Genomic DNA, 21,033 nt, shown 5'->3' with positions numbered 1-21,033 from the left:
TGACCGAAGGATTGCTGGCTTCGGACAAGCGGTTAACAAAGACATGAAAGGTCGTAGGCTCTACCGCTTTTGAAGGAGCCCGATCGCTGGCGCACTGCCGATCAGCAACAGCCAGTCGCTGTTGGGGACATTGTTGCGATCGGGTGGGGTCTGATAGATTTGCAAGCCTTGCCGCAATTGCGGCTTGTTTGCAGTGATCGCTTGACCGGAGGCGGGATCCACCCATAAGGCGGAGGCTGATCCGTTGACAACGTCCGCCTTGACCTGAAACTGACCCGCATCACCGTAAATCGCGATGAGCCGGTGATCGGGCCAGGCGGCGGCGTAGCTCCCCTCGACATCGGTGATCGACCCGTCACGATCGGGCTGCAATCGAAACCAGTCAATTCTCTCGAAGATGGTCTTCAACACCGCCATGGATCGTGCACCAGGACTGTCGAGTGCCTCTTGCCAGTCCTGATCGGACGCAAACACGCCCGGCCCGGAAAAATGCCAGACGGGATTGTTACCAAAAAACTGACCGGCTGCACCGCCCAACATGGCACCATAGGCATTGCGCCGGATCATCCGTGCCGTTGTGTCACGTTCATATTCGTAGGCGCCCTCCAGCAATATCACCGGTAGTCTGCTGCGGCTGCTTTGCTGCAATATCGTCTTGTGAACGTCGCCATAGGTATAGACTGCGTCCATCGAGAACCAGCGCTCCCCACCCCACAGATCGACGCCGGGCGTATCGCGGCTCGCATGGACAGTCTGAAGCGCGCCGGCTGAAGCGGCGGCAATCCCTTCGGCCAGTTGCGAAACAAGGGACTTGTCAGGCGCATCAAAATCACCGCCAAGCACCCAGACGATATTGGGGTATCGTGCGAACCGCCGTGCGACCGCTTCGCCATAGGCTCTCATTTTTGCGGGACCTGCCGCCGCAGCCTCTCTGTACCAGCCTTGTTCACCGCCATTGACGCCAAGATAGGCCGGGACGAGAAACACAAGCATGCCTCTTCTTGATGCCTGATCAATGACCCATGCCGCATGATCAAAATAATTCTTTCCCAGCGCTGCAAACGGCTGCTGCGGAAACGGCCGGTCGCCAAAGGCATTGGCCGGCGGGTTGCTTGAAAACTGGTGTTCGACAAGATTGACCAGGATGGCATTGAAGCCACGCTTGGCGCGGTCATCGAGATAGGTTTCTGTGTCTTGGCGACCCAGTTCCGCAATCAGTGACCATGCGGCGTCGCCAAGCAGCAGAAAGGGTCGGCCATCAGCATTTTCCAACAGCCGTTGATCACCACGCACGACAACGGGGAAGACGGACGGCAATTTTACTGCAAACAGAACCAGCAACAGGATAATCATCAGGCCGGAACGCGCGATCCTCATCGGGTGAGCGGATTGGCCGGCGCGCTGTTGAACCGACGATAGACCAGTTGCGAGGGGCGGCCGGTGAGATAGGTCTCGACACCGTCATTGAGGGCTCTTGCATAGATGCCAAGCGCACCGTCGATGGCTTCAACGGTCCGCGCGATATCGGTATCACTATGGGTATAGCTGACGACCAGGGAAGGCATAAGAATACCGCGTCGGATCGTTTCCTGCAGGAAAAGGCTGCGGAACGCCTGTGATGCTTCTCCGTTACCATCCAATGTTGCATAGGCAAGGCAGCAGGGGCGGCCCATCAAACGCACATGCTGTCCCAGACCATGATTGGCAATCGCGCTCTCGACACCTTGAGCGAGCTGTTGGCCCTGCTGGTAAAGGCGTTCAATAACCGGCTCATCGCGGTAGACCTTCATGGTTGCGATCGCCGCTGCCATTGCATGGGTTTCCGCCCCATGGGTGGTGGAAAGCAGAAAGACGCGGGCATAGTCGGTCTGTGTAAGCCCACCCAATTGCATATAGGCTGCCTTGCCAGCCAGGGCGGAAATTGCAAAGCCATTGCCCAATGCCTTGCCAAAGCAGGAAAGATCCGGCTCGATATCATAAAGCCGCTGCGCGCCGCGCATGTGAAAGCGGAACCCGGTGATCATCTCGTCAAGAATAAACAGGGCACCGTTTTCATGAGCGATCCGTCTTGCCTGATGCAGAAAATCCGCCTGCGGCTCGTCCATGCGCGCGGGTTCGAGTATGAGGGCGGCAATTCTTCCGGGATAATTTTCAAAAAGGGCTTCCACCGAGCCAAGGTCATTATAGCGGAATGCCGTGGTCAAGGCGGAAACTGCAGCAGGGATCCCAGCATTCATCCTGGTTGTGCCAATGAACCAGTCATCGGTCGAAAAGAACGGGTGGTCCGCGCAACAGGCGATCATGTCACGTCCTGTATAGGCGCGCGCGAGACGGACGGCAGCCGAAGTTGCATCCGATCCATCCTTGCAGAATTTGACCATTTCCGCGCCATCGATCAATTCCAGGAAACTCTCGGCGCATTCAATCTCAATCGCGCTTGGACGGGTGAAATTGCAGCCGTCCTGCAACGCATCGCGAACAGCCTGCAGCACGGGAGGATAAGCGTGGCCAAGACCCACCGCACGATTGCCCATGCCATATTCGATATATTGGTTGCCATCGACATCAAAGACATGCGAACCCGAGCCGCGTTGTATAAACCCGGGCGAAAGCACGGGATATTGATCGTCTCCTTTCGCATAGGTGTGACAACCACCGGGAATAAGCGCATGGGCTTTGCTTCTGAGCAATTGAGAATTGTGAAACCGGGAGGTGAAAAGGTTCATGTCCTTGTCCTTCGCTGGTTATTCCATCAGACAGGTGTGAAGGCGGTGTTCAGGCGTTCTCTCATCTCGCGCAACCAGTTCTTGACTGGCTTAGGCAGCCGACTGCGCAGGCTGGAATGAAGTGCCTTTGGCATTGTCCATTGCGCCATCGGCAAGGCGGGAGCGATGTCGGGCGGGCTTGCGACAAGGTTTTCCAACAGCGCTGCATAGGACTTGCCGACGCGTTGATTGTCGAAGGCAATTGCCACTTTGACAATGGCAGCTTCAGACATTTTGCTCCGCAAACGCGGATCCTGTGCAACGAGGTCAATATGGCGCGCCGCCTGCTTGACGTCACCCACATTAAACAGCAACCCGTCCTCGCCATGGGTGACAATCAGGTCGGTGACGCCTGCAATCTTCGACACGACCGCCGGACAACCCTGGCTCATTGCTTCAATCAATGTGAGGCCAAACCCTTCAAATCTGGAGGGCATGATCATCAGGTCATGCTGGCTGACGAGCCAGGGAATATCCGCGGGAGCGATCCAACTGGTAAAGGTGACCCTGTCGCCGAATTCCTGGAGACGGCTGCGCAATTCGGCAAGGTCCGGCCCGTCTCCAGCCACCGTCAGTTGGCAGGGAGAGCGAAGCGCGCGCAGGATCTGCGGCAGCCAGAACACACCTTTGGAATTATCTTCGATCCGGCCCAGATAAAGCAGACGCAGCGGCGCGTGCCCCGCCGCCTGCCGCAGGGCAGGCCGGGAATTTGGGGCGCGGTTTAAGCCATGGGGGATAACCAGCATTCTCTGAGGGTCAAAGCCGTAACTCTTGACCAGATCATCGCGACAGCGCTGGGAGACACCGACAGTTGCATGGACATGATCGCGGATTTCGCGTGCGGCAGCATAAGTCCCCGGCGTGATGTTGTGAACAATCATGACGCGCAGGATATCCTCGGGAAGATAGCGGACGAGATTGGTTTCAAACCGGCTTGAAAGCACATTGACGAACACTGCCTTGAAATCATTTTCGCGCAGAAAGCCAATCATTCTCCGGGCACGGGTTTGTTCGTCCAACACCCCCATCTGATCGATGGCATCGCCTTTGCGCAGCGTGTCCTGCAGGCCCTGCCCTTCGGGCGGAAAGGAGATCGTTTCCCCCGCAGCGCCCGCAGCCAGCCAGCGCAGTTCAACCCCATTTTCCTTGAGAGACGAACACAATCGCGTAAATACCGAGTAGGTTCCACCAATATGCGGACGGACAAAGTAAGCACATTTCATGAGCGCAACCCGATGCCCCGGTGGTTGAGATGGAACGAGGACTTCGAGGGACGGATCCCTCGAAGCCTTACTCCAGTATATCGGGGGGCGTTTGATATACCGCATTGCAGTGTAGCGAAATTGCGCCCGCACGCATTCTGGCTATCAGGGGTAGAGCCCCTCCTACATAAGAGGGGGGTCTTCACCCTTCTGCCAGTTTTCACAATTTCCATTCGCAGATTAGTTTCTCTGACGGTGTTGGAGACACGTCTATGAAAATAGGTCTTTTCGGTCAGTTCGGTTCTGGCAATACCGGCAATGATGGCTCGCTGGAGGCGATGCTGCATGTTTTGAACCGGATTTCACCCGATGCGCAGCTTATCTGCATTTGCTCCGACCCGAAGATCATCGCCCCGAAATTTCGCATTGAGGCGGCTGCTGTCGGGCAAGCCGCTTCCACACACGGCTATCTGCGCTTGCTCAACAGGTTGCTCTTCAACTTGCCCCGCAGACTGACCGGCTTCATCGGCGCTTTGACGCTGGCCCAAGGGCTTGATCTGATTATCGTTCCGGGGACGGGCATTCTCGATGACTTCAACGAGAACCCGTTTGGCTGGCCATTTGCGATTTTGCGTTGGTCGATTGCTGCCCGGCTTGCAGGCGCGCGTTTTGCCTTTGTTTCCATCGGCGCGGGTCCGGTCACGCATCCGCTCAGTCGCGCGTTCATTCGCAGGGCCGCTTTGCTCGCCGCCCATCGTTCCTATCGGGACCAGGTGTCCTATGACTTCATGCGCTCACTGGGTGTGAGCGCGCGCTGCGACGCCGTGAGTGCAGATATCGCATTCGCGCTTCCACCCGCCGAGGATGTGCTTACAAACAGCGCCGATGAGCGGATCGGGCTCGGCGTGATGAATTACCGGGGCTGGCGCAAGAACGCGCAGGACGGTGCGGCGATCTATCAGACCTATCTGAACAAAATGGGTATCCTGGTGGATGGTTTGCTTGATCAGGGACGGCAAGTGCGTCTGCTGATCGGTGATCAGGGCGATCTGGCGGCGGTGAAAGATCTGCAATCCCGCCTCCGCCATCGCGATAAAGGCAATGTGATCTTCGAACCGCCCGCATCGCTCCAGGAACTCATGCAACAGATAGCCCTGACCGATATAGTGGTTGCGAGCCGCTATCATAACATCGTCTGCGCTCTGGCGATGACAAGGCCCGCAATATCGATCGGTTACGCGAAAAAAAACGATGCTTTGCTCAATGACACAGGATTGGGTGCCTATTGTCATCACATTGAGACCTTCGATACGCAACATCTGCTTGAGCAGATTGATCAGGTTTTCGCGTGTCGCGCGGAACTGGCGACGGTCGTGGAGCGTGGCGTGACCATCTATCGTCATCGCCTGCGCGAACAGGAAGAGGTTTTACGGACTCTGATGCTGTGATATCTCAGCTACGGACTGACTGGTATCGGTGCCTCCGTTCCAGCAGATAGTCAACCGGTGGCAGCAGTGCCAGCAGCGGGCGTCGCTTCAGAGCGAAGGCCATCAATCTTGCTGCACCTTTTTCTCCACGCATGAAACTGGCGAAGGCCGACCAATAGGCGCGTTTTGTGAGGCAGGTGCGGGCCACCTCAAAGTAACGCGATGCCCCGGCCATCTCGCGCCCTTCCTGTTCAAAGAACGAGCGAAATGCGGCTTCGAATTCGTTATTCCAGTTCATGATGCCAGCGACTTTGGCCGATTGATTGGCGTTATGAATGCGTGCGTAGGCCTGCACATTGCGCGTTGAGGCAACATTGCCCCATAAAGCGAACCGTAACCACATTTCGAGATCATCGGTGTGGGTAAGCTCTGGTCGATAATAGCCGACCCGCTTTTGTATTTCGGTGCGCACCAGAGCGGTGGGCCCGGCCACCGGATTGAAAGCGTGTCGGCATGCGCATTCGATAAATCGCTTACCTTCGACAATATCCCAATCGCCACGATGAGCAAAGGCAGCGCTTTGCGGTCGCCTCTCATGGGCTGCAATTGATTGGGCAACGCCAAATGCAAGATGGACATCCGGACAGTGCCGAAGCAGTTGAGCACTGCGCGCCAAGGCGCCCGACGACAAGAGGTCATCAGCGCATAAAATGAGAAAAAACTCCGAACGGGCCCAATCGATCGCCTGGTTGAAGGAGGCGTGCGGCCCGAGATTTTCGGATCTCAGCAACAGTTCAACCCGCAGGTCATTGGCGGCCAATGTGCGGGCCAGGGCTGCACTGTTGTCGGTGGAGGCGTTGTCGATGATCAACAGTCTGACCACCACGCCAGTTTGTGACAGGACGCTATTGGCGCATTCAAGCAGATAGTGTCCATAATTATAATTGGGTATCACAATGTCGACGGTTGGCAGATGCTCTGATGTTCTCGCCATGTCAGGCCTCATTCTGCGGGTTCTGAGAGCTTGGACCATGCGGGCGCCCTGCGGCCAAATCGCGCTTTGAGCCGTATGACAACCGGGCGAAACACCGCTCGCAGTTCATCGCTGAACGGATGACGGCTAACCAGCAACGCCACGAGCCACCCCGCGACTGCGAGAAGGCCGATGAGCAACGCCTTTGTGAAAGCCATCCCAACACCGAACCCATTTGCCGCAACCATTGCGAAGGGTCCTAAAAGCGCAAACAGGGTGACGAATGCGCTGCGCAGGAGCGCGATTGCCAGCACCCGGTAGGAAAAGGCAACGTGTTTCCGGACATAGACAATGGCTATGATCATCTGGAAGGGCAGGCTGATGAACTGACTGAGTGCGACCGCCAGCAAGCCATGGAATGCAGCCAGGCAAAGAATGGCGGTGGCAACGGACCGGGCGATGAGGTTGGAGATGAAGGCTTCCCGATTGGCGCCCAGCGCCATCAGAAGCGGATAGGTCAGAATGACTGGAAACCAGAAGAGGCTTGCCAGACTTGTGATGGCCACGATCAGGGCTGCCTCTGACCAGCCGGGGCCGAGAATGATCTCCACCGCAGGATAGGCCAGAAGCGCGAGAAGAATCTGCGCAGGCCAGTAGACGACGGAAATATAGGAAAGCGCGCGAATATAGGCGCGGCTGATATCGCCTCCGGCGCGCGCATGGGCGGAGAGCATCGGGAAGGCAACGGTGAAGACTGCAGACAGGAAGATACGATCCGGCAGACCGCTCACTGTATTGGCGCGATTGTAAATCCCCACCGATGCGATCGGCATGAAGCGACCGAGCATCAAATGGGGAAACGTTTCGCAAATCTTGTTCAATCCGGCATTTCCGCCGAGATAGATCCCAAAGCGCATTGCGGTGTTGATGCTGTGCAGTGAGGGTTTGAGCAGGCGTCCGAGCGGATAGATTGTCAATGCGAGACCTGTGGTCGTCAGCGCGCTGGCCAGCAATCCGAAGGCGAAGCACATGTGCCCAAATCCAAGCCAGGCCATGGCAATTGTGACCAGAGCGCCAAAGCCAGACCCGGCGGTACGGATACGCGCCAGCATGCCGAATGCCATTTCACGCCTTAACAAAGCGACGACCGGCAAAGACAGGCTTTCGACGATTGCCGCTAAGATGGTGATGTCGAGAAAAAGCAGCAAGGAAGCATCGTGATAGGTAAGCGCGAAATAATCGCGCGCCAGATACAACCCGCTCGATAAAAGGAGGGTCACCAGCATCAGAAACGTCATCGAGGTCCGAATATCGCGGTCATCTATTGTCTCGAGACGGATCAGAAATTCCGGACTGGCAAACTCGCGCAGGGAAAACACGATCGCAGCAATGCTCAAACCGACCACACCGGCACCGGTCTCTGCCGGACCGAGAAAACGCGAAACTGCGATGACGGTCACAAAATTGAAAATCAGGCCGGCATATTGCTCGAGCACCGCCATGAGGAAGCCTCTGCGTGCGCCACTCATGATCCTGCGCCTGCGTGGATGTCGGACAGCGTTCTTGTCGACAGTGTTGGTGTTGGATTCCTCAAGATTTTCGTTCCCCCCAGGACATTTGAGGCGCGGTCAATGCGCTCCCATCCTGGCGCAGCAGGATAAAGACTTGCGCTTGCGGGAAAATCTGGACCTTGGGTTAAGCCCTTATCTGAAAGGCGTAAGGCACACGCTCTTAAGCCAAGTCGTAGAGGCGGGCTCGACCAGCTAGAACAAAGGAAGATTTCGCTTGAACGCGCATGGGAGAAGAAATGACAAGTCTTTTCTGGACCACGCTCTTGGCATTTGGCATGACGGTCGTCTTTTGCCTCGGCTTTCGCGGACTGGCACGGGAATGGTATCTCGTTGACATTCCCAATGCGCGCAAGAGGCATGATGGCAACGTTCCGCTATGTGGTGGGATTGCTATTTTCCTTGCCTTCCTGATCGCAGCACCGCTCGCTCCAATGATGACAGGGCCCGCCAATGCGATCGCGCTGCTGCCTGGCCTGTTTCTGATCCTGATGACCGGCGTGGTCGACGATCGCTTTGATCTGCCTGTCGCGCCACGGCTTGCACTGCAATTGCTGGCAGCCTTTCTGATCATTGGTCTCACCGGCATAAAGCAGATTCATCTGGGTCTTGGTCAGAGCGCGAGCGACAGCCTGGCGGCTGCGCCTGCCGAACTGCTCGGTGACCTCCTCACCGGTCCGCTGTTCGTCTTTATCGCTCTCACCTTCATCATCGGTCTGGTTAACGCGGTCAACATGAGTGATGGCATTGATGGACTGGCGGGATTTGCCAGTGCTGTGGCTTTTTTCTGGCTCGCGGTGATCAGCTTCGGACTTTCTGAGGACCGTCTCGGCATTCAGTCACTGATCCTCTCATCGGCCTGTGCCGGCTTTCTGATCTTCAACATGCGCCACCCCTGGCGGCGCAAAGCCAGTCTGTTTCTCGGGGACGGCGGCAGCACTGTGCTTGGCGCAGCGCTTGCGGGCACTATTCTTCTGCTCGCAAACCGACACGGCGCATCGGCCTTCCCGATCCTTCTCTGGGTGGTGATTGTACCCGTCACCGATACGTTGAGCCTGATCATTCGCCGCCTCTGGGCACGCAAAAGCCCGTTCTCGCCTGACCGGCAACATTTGCACCATCTGCTGCTCGACCAGGGCCTGTCGCCCGGACAAGCAGCTTTGGCGATCGGGGGCCTGAGCCTTGTTTCAGGTGCCATCGCCGCTGCAGCGATCGCGCTGGAGGCGTCGGCATGGGCGATGTTGCTGGCGATGGTGCTGCCGCTCGGCGCGCACAGTCTTCTTGTCTTCCGCACGCGAAAGGGTCTGCATCCGATCTTGCCAGCAAGTGGAATGGCCGCGGACGCAGTTCCGGCAACCAAAACCAACATTACCATGCCAGGGGCAACTTCATGACGCTTTCCGTTCTGATCATGACACGCAATGAAGAAGTCAATCTGGGCGCCTGCCTGGACAGCCTTGACTGGTGCGATGATATTGTGGTGCTGGATTCATTCAGCGACGATCGCACTGTTGAAATCGCCCGGGCGCGCGGCGCGCGGGTTTATCAGCGCGCTTATGACAGCGAAGACCGTCAGCGCATGTATGGTCTTACCGAGATAGAGTTCAAACATGCTTGGGTCTATACGCCCGATGCTGATGAAATCACGCCTGATGATCTAAAAACAGAGATGCTGGCGATCACCTCAGATCCGACGCGGCCGGAGGTATTTTTCAAGGCGCGCTACAAGAACATGTTCATGGGTCGCTGGATCAAGCATGCCAGTCTTTATCCGACCTGGATCACCCGTCTTGTGCGCCCCGACCGGGTTCGGTTTGAGCGCTCTGTTCACTCGCGGGCGAGCGGCGGCGCTGAAGGTGAATTGAAGGCGCATTTCATCCATTACAGCTTCAACAAGGGTCTTGAGGCCTGGTACGACAAACACAACCGCTATTCGACAGTGGAAGCGGATCTATCCTCAAATCGCCAATTGGAACGTAAAATCGATTGGCGTGGCTTTTTCTCGCTGAAGCCTGAGCCGAGACGGCGGGCGCTGAAATCGCTTTCCTATCATATGCCATTCAGACCTAGCTTGCGTTTTGTTTACATGTATCTTTTGCGTGGTGGCTTCCTGGATGGAAAACCGGGTTATCTTTATTGCCGGTTGCTTGCCGCCTATGAGTTCATGATCATCGTCAAGATGGAGGAACGGCGGCAAAGCAGACTGCAGGTTTCAGGAGACGCCATTCGTCCGGGCCTGAGCAACCAGCAAGCCGAGCGGCGTATGGTATGATGGCTTTGCTTCTGCTGCCTTGCGCTTTGCTGATCAGCCTTGCGGCGCTGTTTTACAGCGATGCCGTGCTCACCTTGCCAGATGACGGAAGCAGGGCCGACGTGATCGTCGTTCCGGGCGGCGACGGACCGCCACGCGCGGCGCAGGCAGCGCGGCTCTGGAAGCAAGGACGCTCGCCACTTATTCTGATTACCGGGGATGGCGACTGCCTGTTTAACAAGCAGATCATGATACGCGATGGTGTCAATCCATCGGCTATACTGGTCGAGTGTCAATCCGGTAGCACATGGCAGAATGCTTATTATTCGGCAGCCGTGATGCGACGGATACGGGCGCGAAATGCGGTCATTGTCACCAACTGGTATCATTCGCGCCGCGCCATCGCCAGCTTCCGTTCCGTCTGCCCGCAAATGCATTTCAGTTCATCGCCCATAGGGGTTGAGAGCACGCCGATGGGCTTCCCGCCGACATCCGCCGATCTGGAACTGATTGCAAAAGAATATGCCAAGCTCGGATGGTATCTGGCATCAGGTCGTATCCTGCCCTCCAATCTTGTCACAAAGGATCGGGCAGCAGAGATCGCGAGCGTCTGCGCATTGCAAGGGAGCAAGGGATGACGCTTGCTTTGACATGGATCTTTGTCGGATTGGTGATGAGCTTGATGGCCGGGGGCCTGCTGCTTTCCGCGCAACGGATGTATCAGTTCCCTTTCCTCGCTGGTGTGATGACGTTTGGCTTTCTGCTTCCGCAGGTACCCGCCCTGGCCCATGACCAGTTCCTGCCATCGGGCGCCTATGCCAAGACGATGATCATGGGGATTTTGTCCCTTGCCATGCTGGCCTTGGGGTGGCGTCTGACCAAGCGTCCGATTGCCTTTCTGAGCATGAGCTTCAGTGAAAGGCGGCTTGTGTGGGCTGCAGCGGCCCTGTCGGCATTCGGCGCAGCATTCTATTATCTCTTGAGCCGCTTGCCGGGCGAGGTTTCCATTGGAATGCAGATGACGGGCATGCCTGTTGTCTACCTGTTCTTTGCTCAGCTGATGCCTTATGGACTGGCGATAGCGCTGTTGTGCTTTGCCCGCCGGCCCTCGTGGATCGCGCTGGCGATTATTGGTTTTGACCTGGTGTTTTATCTTGATCGCATTCTGGTGACTGGCAAACGGGCGGAGGCGATCCAACTTCTTCTGATGATCCTGCTTTCCTTGTGGTTCTACCGCCGATGGGTTGTTCCGCGCGTCTTGATGGCACTGGGCATCCTCGCAGGCACTTTTCTGATGACAAGCATGGGCGACTATCGCCAGATCACCCGCGCTGCTTCGGGTTTTGTTCTCAACGAGATTATGGAGATCGATTACGCCGAAAACTTCAATGAAACACTTGAGCGTGGCGGTCTGGAAATGCGCAATGCCGTTCAGCGCATCGACGAGATTGATCGTCGGTTGGAGTTTGATTATGGCAAGTTTCACTGGAACCGTGTCGTCTTCACTTTTGTGCCCGCGCAATTGGTGGGATCGAAGCTGAAAGATGCCCTGCAGTTCGACACCCCCAAGCCAAGCCGCGATTACAACCCTCTCACTGGCACGACCGAAACAGGTCTTGTCGACGCCTTCGGATCATTTTGGTATTTTGGTGCCTTGAAGTTCTTGCTTCTCGCCTGGGTCATGCGTCGTCTGTGGGAGACAGCGATGGCCGGCGAGATGCTGGGTCAACTTGTCTATATGCTGTCGATCGTGCCGGCGATGCATGCAATCTCGCATCAGACGGACTGGGTTATTCCAGTTTGGATCCATATGGCGATCTTTCTGATCCCCGTCCTGTCACTTTGCCGGATCCGCAACAGCTCGGTCCGCCTACCGACACCGTTGCAGCGCCATCGGCCTCAAACGCAAATCCTGGAAGGGTTGAACTGAATGTCTCCTGCAACGCGCTCCCCCTCGGCTGTGATAGCCGGAAGAATGGCTTCGTCCAGCCCTTTGCAGGGGGAGGCGACCTTTACACTGCAACACCGGGTCTTTCGCCTCATCTGGCAAATGACATGGTTGCTTCTCGCCGCCTGGACACCTTCCTTTCTGTGGCGTTGGCGCGGCCTGATCCTGCGTTGTTTTGGTGCCAGCATTCATAAGACGGCCATTGTGCGTGGAAGCGCCCGTATATGGTGGCCTGGCAACCTGATCATGGATGCGCATTCCTCGCTCGGCCCGGCTGCGATCTGTTACAACGTCGCTCCGATCACATTTTCCCCCTATGCGATCGTTTCCCAAGGCGCTCATCTTTGCACGGCCGGTCACAATATTGACCGTCACGATTTTCCCCTGACCGCCGCACCCATCCGTCTTGGGCCCTGCGCGTGGATTGCAGCGGAAGCGTTTGTCGGTCCGGGGGTGAATGTCGCAGAAGGCGCAGTGCTTGGCGCCCGAGCGGTGAGCTTCCGTGATCTCGAGCCCTGGATGGTTTATGCGGGCAACCCGGCGAAGCCGGTTCGACCACGCCACAAAGCGAGCGAAACTGCGCAGACGGATTGCTGATCGCATCAGCGGAGTTTGCGCCTCGACATTGGCAGCCAGTTAATCAAGAGCACGACGCGCGGAAATCTTGCCTGCAATTGCAAGCAGCCAAAAGAGATCGTCGAGTTTCGTGCCCGATGCCGATCGCCGGGGGTCAAAACAAAGATTTGCAGTGTCAGTTGCTTTTTTCCTCGCCACCAGTTGCGCGCGGGAAGCCAAAGAGTTCGGCAATTGGGCTCGTGTTGGCATGGTGCGCGCAGAAGGTGAGAATGACAATGGTCACTGGAACTCCGATGAAGGCACCGAACACGCCCCAGATTGCGGCCCAGGCGAATACCGAGAACAATGTTGCAAGCGGTGACAGGGCAAGCGTTCGTCCGGTCAGGCGTGGTTCGATCACACTGCCGATGATGGACTGGATGGCGTTCAAGCCCAAGAAGAGGAAAAGGCCCCATCGCCAGTCGCCCCATTGAGTGAAGGCGAAGGCTGTGATGAGGAGTGTGGCGATCAAAGGACCGAGAAACGGAATGAAATTGAGGATGAAGGCAACAAACCCCCAGGTCTCGGCAAAAGGCAAGCCAAGCAGACGGGTGAGCAGCCAGACGAAGACCCCGGTTGCAAGGCTCATTGCCGTTCTCAGCAGCATATAGAAGCGAATTTTGGCGGCTGCAGCTTTGCTTGCGCGCAGGAAGGAAACCACGGCCTGTTGATTGTTCAACCTATTGATCCGGGCGCGAAACTCGTCAATTTCAGCGAGCCCCAGGAGCACATAGACCAGAGCGATCAGCCAGAAGCTGAATATATTGCGCAGTTGCAGCGAGACTGTTTGCAGCATTCGCAATGTTGTGGTGATGTTGAAATTGTCTGACCACAAAAGCGAGGCAGCAATGCCATGCGCCTCGAGCCAGGCTCGGAACTGCTGGTAGAGGAATTGATAGGTGGTTGCATCACTGGCGATGCGGCGTCCAACCTGGCCGACTGTCCAAGCCATCAGCCATCCAAAGCCCAGCAGAACGCCAAGAACCAGGACAAAACTGATCAGCAGGGTCAGTGCAGGGTTAAGGGTTGAAGCAAGAGCGCGCTGAACCGGCCAGACCAGCATGATGATAAACAACGCAAAGGCCACCGGCGCCAATAGAGTTCGTCCATAATAAAGCAGTGCTATCAGCATGCTGGCCGCGATCAGATTGAGCGCTGCATTGCTCCGCTTGGCCATTTGACCTCCATGCTGCGATCGTCTGAATCACGTTAGCTTGGCAGCGTATTCTTGAAGATTTGTCCGTCCTTGATAACCAGCAGCAGGGTTTGCGCCGGTCTTTCGAGCACATGGATATCATCGAGCGGATTCTCGCCGAGCAACAGCAGATCAGCAAACGCACCTTGTTCGACAACCCCTAATCGGCCGGGATAGGGATTGCGCAGATTGGAGAGTGCGAGCAGATCGGCATTGACCGATGTGGCTGCCTGAAGCACCTGCGCATTTGTATACCACTGGCTTAGATGGGTGAGCATGAAGTTCTGGCGTGGCGTCATCTCGGGTGAAAACAGGACGTCGGATCCCCAGGCTGTCTTGATCGCATATTTGCGGGCGAGCTGATAGAGCGCCGGGGTGCCGGCGAAAAGCTGCTTTATCCGCTCTGCACTGGGCCCGGTTTGTGGGGCAGCATCCGCAGTGGTGAGGAAAGGCTGGGTACTGAGCCAGACATCCTTTTCAGCGATCATCCGTGCGGTCCGCTCGTCTATGAGGTGGCCGTGTTCCACGCAGGAAACGCCTGCCCGCAAAGATCTTTCAACCGTATTGGAAGCATAGGCATGAACGGTGACGTAGGTGTTCCAGTCTTTCGCAACCTCGACGGCCGCACGTATTTCGTCTTCACTGAAGGTGGACATGTCAAGGGGACTGCGCGGCGACGACACGCCACCGCCGGCGACAATCTTGATTTGTGAAGCGCCCTGCAGCAACTGCTCGCGCACCCGCAATTTAAGATCTCCGGTATCGTCGACGATCGCCGCAGCACCCATTAATTCCGAGGTGCTCAATCGGCCGCCATCGCGTGGAATTTCCGTGGGCAGGCGCAAATCACCATGACCACCGGTGGTGGTGATCATCGCGCCGGATGGAAATATCCGGGGGCCAGGTATCAGGCCATTGTCGATCGCTCGCTTGAAGGAGAATGTCGGGCCACCAAGATCGCGAATTGTGGTAAAGCCGCGCAGAAGCGTGCGTTCGGCCTCTGCGGTCGAGGCGGCAAAGATCATGCCTGGATCGCCCTCCATCAAAACCGGCAGCGGCACGGCGGCGTAGACCGCATGCCAATGGGCGTCAATCAGACCGGGCATGAGCACACGATCGCCGCAGTCGATGACCCGCGCGCCCTCGGGTGGCGGATTGTTGGCTGCATCAACCGAGGCGATCCGGTTTCCTTCGATGAGAACCTGAATGCCCGGTCGCAGGCTGTCAGACTTCCCATCGAAAAGACGGACATGGGTGAGGAGAATTTTCTCTCGCTGTGCCAGAGCTTGGTCTGCGGTGAGAATTGCCGCGGCAGCGGCTGCAGCGCCTGCAAGGAAGTGTCTTCGCGACAGCCGATCCAGCCGGGTGGAGATCTTCTGCAGCATAGGGCTTGAGCAGGCGCATCCGCCCGCGCGGCTGAAGTGCTGATAGCTTTTACCCAATCGGATCATACTGCCTTCTCCTTGAGAACAGTAACAAACCTTCACTTGATTGCCGGCAACGCACAGAGGAAAAGTCCTCCGCTGGCTTAAATCGCATCACCCGGCCTGTCGCGGCCGTCTTCAAGGCCCGTCATATCGCCTGATCTGCAGTCTGACCGACCGCTTTTCGGGCTTTTTTGATCGCATTGCCCCAAGCGAGCGGTGTAACAATTGCAGGTCTGAGAACGGTATCAAAAGCTTTGGCGCTTTGTATCTGACAGGTCAGGAAACAGCGCCTGTGCATCGCCCATCGGAGCGAGAACGGGTCGGCCGGCACTTCCCTCAACCCGGCAGACAGAGCAACCACATTGCAAAACTGCTGCTCGTTTCATTTCACTGCAGAAGGATCAAGACTATTTAATCTCAATGTTCCCGATCAGGCACTGCTACGGGTTTTACCACGGACTGATGCACCGGGTCCAGAACCAACACGTCCCGCATCGCCGGTTTACTCGCGGGTCACGCGATTTGGTCCGCGCAGGAAACCGCATGTGATGGGCGATATCTGCCTGAAATCACGCAAAGCCGGTCGATACGGACGCTGGGTCGTTGCCTGAGGGCGAGGTTGGTCTGTTTAGACTTGATCTTCGTCGAAGCCTGTCGCAAGATACGACTTCGCAGCTCAATGCCATTATGAAAACTCTTTCCGTAAGACGTCGGGAGTATAAGATGCCATTGTTCAGTATAACCAGCCAGGTCTACTCTCCGGAAGAAGTCGAAGAACTCCGGCACTGCTTCTCGCATGCAGCCATCATGCTTGCCGAAAAAGGCCGGGACTACGATGAAGCGAGATTGGCCGAGACCATCATCAGGCTTCACAGGAGCGGATTGCGTGATCGCGATCAATTGGCGGAACTGGCCTGTCGCATGATCGAAAAGAAGCCTGGTTCGGAGTTTAGGGGCGATGGGGATATCGCTGCCAACAGAAATACGGTGACGTAAAAAATGCGTGCGCACGCAAAGTCATTCCACAAAGTAGCGTGGTTACATGGCTGCACAGCTACACGGACAGACAAAGCGCCCATAAGCAGGAATTTTTTACTCTGGACAGGGCCCCCGCAGGGCACCCCGCCGGGCTTTTGTTTGCATCCAGCTTGAACCTTTTACCGCTCTGAGTGTTTAGGCGTCAGAGGACAAAACATGAGCTGGTTCATTACTGCTATTTCTGCATCCTGGTTGATCGTCATCGCCTTCACGGCCTGGACAGAACGTGACCGAAAATAGAATCTGATCAAGCAATGAGCAAACTGCGGCCAGGCGCGCAGCAGGCAAATCAACGAGCAGCCACGCTCAAGATCAACGAAAGCAATTCATTCTGAACCAAATCTGACGTCATGCGTTTGTTTACCAATCGTTAACTTTGTTACGCGCTGTGGCAGAAAGGTGGATCAGAATGGATTGGATGAACGCAACGATGCTCTGTGCAACACTGCTGGTTGTTGGCGCGGTGTTCTACATCACTTCATTGGAGATCAGGAATCGATGATTTCCATGGTCTTCATACTTTGAAACCCCGGCCGCTGGTCGGGGTTTTTGTTATGGTGAATGCTTATCGCCGCTTCGACGTCGGAGCAGTGGTTAAAAACTTCTGACCTACCGCTTGTCGGCATTTCGCGCTGTTTGTCAAAGCGTGTCGCGGAAAGCAGACGACAGCGATCACAGCGCTGTCGGCTTGGACGCGATATATGCTCCCCCACCCTGCAGGGAACGCTGTGAGCCAGTTCTTTCCTTTTCAAAGCGTTGATAGGCATTGATTGTTTGGGCGGCGATCTGCGGCCAGGTATAATTGTCACGCACAAGTTTAAGGCCTGCCTGCCCCATCTCGGCCGCACGCTCGGGATTTTCCAGGACAGTTGTCAGGCCAATCGCCACTGCCTGCGCGCTCAGCTGGCAGACAATGCCTGCATTCGCCTCAGCGACCTCAGGAAAATGACACGCATCGGTTATAACGACTGGAACACCGCAGGCCAAGGCTTCGGTAATGGCGACGCTAAATCCTTCCTGACGACTGGGCAGGCAGAAACAAAGGGCATTTCTGAGGGCCGCTATCTTCGTCGGCCCATAAAGCGCGCCGGTGAGGTGGACGCGCGCCTGCAATCCGGCTTGGCCGATCGCCGTGAGAAACGCGGGCTGCGCACCGCCGTCAGGTCCGGCAACCACCAGGTCGATTTGCGGATAGCGGTCTGCAATCTGACAAAAGGCATCGGCCAGGATATCGAGACCCTTTTTGTAATGTAACCGCGACAAAAACAGAATATAGGGCCGATCCGGAAGAGCCGCAGGCTTGCCCTCCGACGTCTCGATTTCCTCAAGAAATATGCCGTTTCCTATGATCACCACGGGTGGTCTCAGGCGCAAGGGTCGCATCAGATCGGCTTCGTCCTGGTTGAGTGCCTGTATGAAGGCTGCACCATTGAGCATTCGTCGAAAGGCCAGATTGAAAGCGAGCCTCTTCTTCCATCTTTTCTGTTGCATGCTCCAAACATCGAGCATGCCACAGCAGCAGATGCAGTAAGCTACGTGATATTTTCGGCAAAGCATGGAGGCTCTCAGAAGAATGGTTTCCCAGACCCCATGCATATGCACGAAATTGGCGGAAGCAATCATCGCGGACAGGACCTTTGCAGCCCGACGGCCGGTCAGCACCTCATATCGGTCGGGCATCGGCAGCATGAAGGTTTTCACGTTTTGGAAGCCGGGGATCGCTGCGGTTGCTTTCGCCGCACGATAATCGATCTCATCATCGCTGTAGCTGACGATGGTGACATCATGGCCCAATGCCGCCTGGGCTGCGGCCAGACGCACCACCACGGCCTGAGGCCCGCCTTTTGCCGGATCAAACGAACCGATGATATGGATGATTTTCATAGGATCCGCCTGCTCTGTTGTTTCGAGAGTGCTTCCACCAGTCGTTCGCCATAGCGCGCGACGGTGAAATCGCGGGCGCGGGCGCGGGCATTTTCACGCATCCCGGCGAGCAGGGAAGCATTTTGGGATAACTGCCGCAACACTTCAGTCGTTACCACCACATCGCGGATTGGCACGATATAGCCATCGATTCCGTGCCGCACGACGCTGCCGGTATTGGGTGTGCAGATCACCGGCAAACCCGCCCCAAGCGCCTCGTAACACGCTGTCGCAGATCCCTCGCACAGTGAGGGAAGGAAGAAGACATCGGCCCATTCAAACTGGGCACGCATTTCGCTGCGTGGAATGGGACCGGTGAGATCGACAGTTTTTGCAAGCTGTTCGCGCGCTAGCATTTCCACATCGATCGGTCCAACCATGCGGAACTCGACCTGTCCGGCCAGTGTGCGTGCAAGCGTGCCGACATAAGGGGATCCTTTTCTCAGCCCCACTGCGCCGACTGTCAGAACCCGCAATGGTCCGGAATGGGGGACGCGTGCATCGATCTGAAACCGGTCATCAACCCCATAGGGAACGATCACCACTTTTTCCTCCCGGCAGCCGGCTGCGATGACATGCTCGGCCACAAATTGCGATGGACAGATCACCGCATCGGCAAGCGCCCATTCCGCCTGTTCGCGCGCCGCAAAGGCTGCCGCGTTTTTATCATCCAGACTGACCGACTGCCAACCCGGGTGGAGGAGCTCTTCTTCACAGACGAGCTGGTCGACGACTGTGCGCGGCGCAATCATCTGTTCAACCGCGGTCCAAAGCCCCTGGCTCTTTGCTGCAGTGAGCAGTTCAAGGGCTTCGCCACTAAACGCATAGACGCCGCTCGCCCCATGAAAGCCGTGCGAGGCCACAAGTGTACCGAATTTTTCTCCCGCCCAGATCGCATTGGCGGTGGATTGTGGCCCTGTCTGATGGGCCAATCTGCGCATGGCGGAGTGAAAGCCAAAGCGTGGAAACGTCGTCATTTTCTCCTTTGGAATCCCCTTTGGGCGACGTCCCACTAGACGCCGTACTGCGCCGGGTAGAATGGCTGCGGGAAGACGGTCAAGCAGGCGTGGCCATCCTTGTTCAGCGCAGATATCGGTATAGAAATGCGCCAGTTTTTGATGTTGCGCGAATATTTGCGGCACGGCGTAATGCATGCGCGCGCCGAGCTGGCTGACGACGAACGAACCGTTCATTGCATTTTCTCCGCTTGCAATTGGCGATCCAGGATCGGCATTGCGGGAAATGGTTCTTTTCGCAGCAACCGACCCACGGCGGATTGCCAGACTGCCGCTCCAAACTCACGCGAATAGGCGGTTTCCATGAGATAGCGCGCATTGTTGCCCATCATTTTGCGATTGAACTGCGAGTTACGAAGCAACAGGATCGCACTGACCAGCATCTCCACTTCGCCCGGGCACAGCGAAACACCGCAATGGAAATCGCGTATGACAGTGGCAATCTCGCCATCCGGATCACCGATGAAAATGGTTGGGCGTGCGGCGGCGAGCACCCCATAGAATTTACTGGGGACAATGCAATGTTCGAGTTCGGGTTTAAGCGAAACCAGATGGACATCAGCCGCGCCGAGACTTTCGGACAGTTGCTCGACGGGTTGAAACGGCTTCATGACGATATTGCTCAATCCGCGCCGCCTGGCCTCCTCCTCGACATAGCGACGCTGCTGTCCTTCGCCGATCATCAGGAACACAATATCGGGATTGGCTTTCAGCTGCTCTGCCGCATCAAGCACGGTTTGGAAATCATGCGCGCGGCCAAAATTGCCGGAATAGCCAATAACGAACTTGTCCCCGAGCCCCCAGGCGTGCCGCAGCGGATTTTGTTGCGGATCGACGGGCAGGATCTCGTTTTTGTCGGCCCAGTGATGGACGACAGCCAGATTGTCGGCAGATATTCCTTGTGCTGACAAGAAGCGGGCCATTCGGTCAATCGGGCAGATCGTCAAGGCCGACTGCCGCATTGACCAGTTTCGCAACAAGAGGCTCAATTGTCCCGGCAGGGTCTTGTCCTTGATCAATCCAAGCTCAATGGCAGTTTCCGGAAACAGATCCATGACCCAGTTTACAAGATGGGCACGCCGCAGGCGGATCGGCAGAATGGTCGAAACCGAGAGAAGCGGCGGATCGGTACACACAACACAAATATCATCTTTCCTGGCATGGGTGGCGAACCAGGTGGCTGCGGCCAGATGAAAGGTGGCGTAGTCGATCGCTCGCCCCAAAAGCGTGTTGCGGCCAAAGCCGGAAGTGGAGAGCCGGTGGACATTGATCCCTGATATCGTTTCGCGCGCGGGCAGTCTCGATTTGCCCTTCTCATGATAGCTGCGGCTTGCAAGCACAATGGTCTCAATGCCCTCCGCCACCAATTGATGGGCAAGGCTTGTCACCATCCGGCTTGTCGCCGACTGATCGGGATAGAAGTATCGGTTTGCAAGCACCACGCGCATGTCTTTGGCTTTCTATGCTCGAGCCGGTTTTACCCAGCATGGCTGCAGGCTATGGATATTTGCAAGAAGTCCATTGGCATAGGGGAGATGAACGGCGGAGGGGATGGCTACCACTTTGGTTGAAACAAGGGCTAACGCGCAGCCACACGGCCTCATCCAAACAGACATGGCCGGGGTGGTTTTCACCGTTTTGAAGCCGTATCGATGCCCCGTCAAATCGCTATCATGCCCTGATCA

The 21,033-nt window shown here is 56.4% G+C and carries 17 protein-coding genes; 7 read left to right on the top strand and 10 right to left on the bottom strand.

The window, feature by feature from the left end; translation table 11 throughout:
* Nucleotides 1–60: 60 nt before the first annotated feature.
* The 3 genes from RT142_RS19135 to RT142_RS19125 are packed head-to-tail and all read right to left on the bottom strand — an operon-like array spanning nt 61 to nt 3,988.
* Complete coding sequence (locus tag RT142_RS19135) at nt 61–1,377, bottom strand: DUF4038 domain-containing protein (RefSeq protein WP_235972508.1); 1,317 nt, start codon at nt 1,375–1,377, stop codon at nt 61–63.
* Complete coding sequence (locus tag RT142_RS19130) at nt 1,374–2,726, bottom strand: glutamate-1-semialdehyde 2,1-aminomutase (RefSeq protein ID WP_171380223.1); 1,353 nt, start codon at nt 2,724–2,726, stop codon at nt 1,374–1,376. Before RT142_RS19130 ends, RT142_RS19135 begins: the two co-directional genes overlap by 4 nt.
* Nucleotides 2,727–2,752: 26 nt before the next feature.
* Nucleotides 2,753–3,988, bottom strand: a complete 1,236-nt coding sequence (locus RT142_RS19125) for a glycosyltransferase family 4 protein (RefSeq protein ID WP_313030753.1) — start codon at nt 3,986–3,988, stop codon at nt 2,753–2,755.
* Nucleotides 3,989–4,239: 251 nt separating this feature from the next.
* Here RT142_RS19125 and RT142_RS19120 point away from each other — a divergent pair, with 251 nt between their 5' ends.
* Nucleotides 4,240–5,415, top strand: a complete 1,176-nt coding sequence (locus tag RT142_RS19120) for a polysaccharide pyruvyl transferase family protein (RefSeq protein ID WP_171380225.1) — start codon at nt 4,240–4,242, stop codon at nt 5,413–5,415.
* Nucleotides 5,416–5,419: 4 nt separating this feature from the next.
* Here RT142_RS19120 and RT142_RS19115 read toward each other — a convergent pair whose 3' ends face one another.
* Both RT142_RS19115 and RT142_RS19110 read right to left on the bottom strand, forming a co-directional pair.
* Nucleotides 5,420–6,388 (bottom strand): glycosyltransferase, encoded by a 969-nt coding sequence (locus RT142_RS19115; RefSeq protein WP_171380226.1) that lies wholly within the window; start codon nt 6,386–6,388, stop codon nt 5,420–5,422.
* Nucleotides 6,389–6,396: 8 nt separating this feature from the next.
* Nucleotides 6,397–7,896: an oligosaccharide flippase family protein gene (locus tag RT142_RS19110; protein WP_171380227.1), complete on the bottom strand. Its 1,500-nt coding sequence runs from the start codon at nt 7,894–7,896 to the stop codon at nt 6,397–6,399.
* A gap of 278 nt (nt 7,897–8,174) precedes the next feature.
* On the opposite strand from RT142_RS19110, the gene RT142_RS19105 reads away from it, so the two are divergent.
* Genes RT142_RS19105 through RT142_RS19085 form a run of 5 tightly spaced genes read left to right on the top strand, consistent with a single transcriptional unit; the run spans nt 8,175 to nt 12,731 of the window.
* Entirely contained in the window at nt 8,175–9,329 is a 1,155-nt protein-coding gene (locus RT142_RS19105; RefSeq protein ID WP_171380228.1) for a glycosyltransferase family 4 protein, read from the top strand.
* On the top strand, nt 9,326–10,207 hold the full coding sequence (locus RT142_RS19100) for a glycosyltransferase family 2 protein (protein WP_171380229.1): 882 nt from the start codon (nt 9,326–9,328) through the stop codon (nt 10,205–10,207). The genes RT142_RS19105 and RT142_RS19100 overlap by 4 nt, the downstream gene beginning before the upstream one ends.
* A complete protein-coding gene (locus tag RT142_RS19095) occupies nt 10,207–10,824 on the top strand; it encodes a YdcF family protein (protein WP_171380600.1) in 618 nt (205 codons plus the stop codon). The genes RT142_RS19100 and RT142_RS19095 overlap by 1 nt, the downstream gene beginning before the upstream one ends.
* Nucleotides 10,821–12,116 carry a hypothetical protein gene (locus RT142_RS19090; protein ID WP_313030746.1) on the top strand — a complete coding sequence of 432 codons (1,296 nt, stop codon included), beginning with the start codon at nt 10,821–10,823 and terminating at the stop codon, nt 12,114–12,116. The genes RT142_RS19095 and RT142_RS19090 overlap by 4 nt, the downstream gene beginning before the upstream one ends.
* Nucleotides 12,117–12,731, top strand: a complete 615-nt coding sequence (locus tag RT142_RS19085; protein ID WP_171380231.1) for a putative colanic acid biosynthesis acetyltransferase — start codon at nt 12,117–12,119, stop codon at nt 12,729–12,731.
* Nucleotides 12,732–12,885: 154 nt separating this feature from the next.
* Here the strand turns inward: RT142_RS19085 and RT142_RS19080 are convergent, their stop codons facing one another.
* Nucleotides 12,886–13,926, bottom strand: coding sequence for an AI-2E family transporter (locus RT142_RS19080; RefSeq protein ID WP_171380232.1), 1,041 nt, complete (start codon nt 13,924–13,926; stop codon nt 12,886–12,888).
* Between the two features lie 32 nt (nt 13,927–13,958).
* The gene (locus RT142_RS19075) at nt 13,959–15,395 is read right to left on the bottom strand and encodes a metal-dependent hydrolase family protein (protein WP_171380233.1); all 1,437 of its coding nucleotides are present in this window, start codon (nt 15,393–15,395) and stop codon (nt 13,959–13,961) included.
* Between the two features lie 699 nt (nt 15,396–16,094).
* Between RT142_RS19075 and RT142_RS19070 the strand changes: the two genes are divergently transcribed.
* Nucleotides 16,095–16,367 carry a hypothetical protein gene (locus RT142_RS19070; protein WP_171380234.1) on the top strand — a complete coding sequence of 91 codons (273 nt, stop codon included), beginning with the start codon at nt 16,095–16,097 and terminating at the stop codon, nt 16,365–16,367.
* A 714-nt stretch (nt 16,368–17,081) separates the two neighbouring features.
* Here the strand turns inward: RT142_RS19070 and RT142_RS19065 are convergent.
* The 3 genes from RT142_RS19065 to RT142_RS19055 are packed head-to-tail and all read right to left on the bottom strand — an operon-like array spanning nt 17,082 to nt 20,796.
* Nucleotides 17,082–18,293 (bottom strand): glycosyltransferase, encoded by a 1,212-nt coding sequence (locus RT142_RS19065; protein WP_171380235.1) that lies wholly within the window; start codon nt 18,291–18,293, stop codon nt 17,082–17,084.
* Complete coding sequence (locus tag RT142_RS19060) at nt 18,290–19,525, bottom strand: glycosyltransferase family 4 protein (RefSeq protein ID WP_171380236.1); 1,236 nt, start codon at nt 19,523–19,525, stop codon at nt 18,290–18,292. Before RT142_RS19060 ends, RT142_RS19065 begins: the two co-directional genes overlap by 4 nt.
* Nucleotides 19,522–20,796, bottom strand: a complete 1,275-nt coding sequence (locus RT142_RS19055) for a glycosyltransferase family 4 protein (protein ID WP_313030740.1) — start codon at nt 20,794–20,796, stop codon at nt 19,522–19,524. The genes RT142_RS19060 and RT142_RS19055 overlap by 4 nt, the downstream gene beginning before the upstream one ends.
* Between the last annotated feature and the right edge of the window lie 237 nt (nt 20,797–21,033).

It is taken from the genome of Brucella sp. (assembly GCF_032066345.1).
Lineage (GTDB): Bacteria > Pseudomonadota > Alphaproteobacteria > Rhizobiales > Rhizobiaceae > Brucella > Brucella pseudogrignonensis.
Note: the sequence above shows the minus strand (reverse complement) of the source record. Positions and strands in the feature narration are given on the sequence as shown.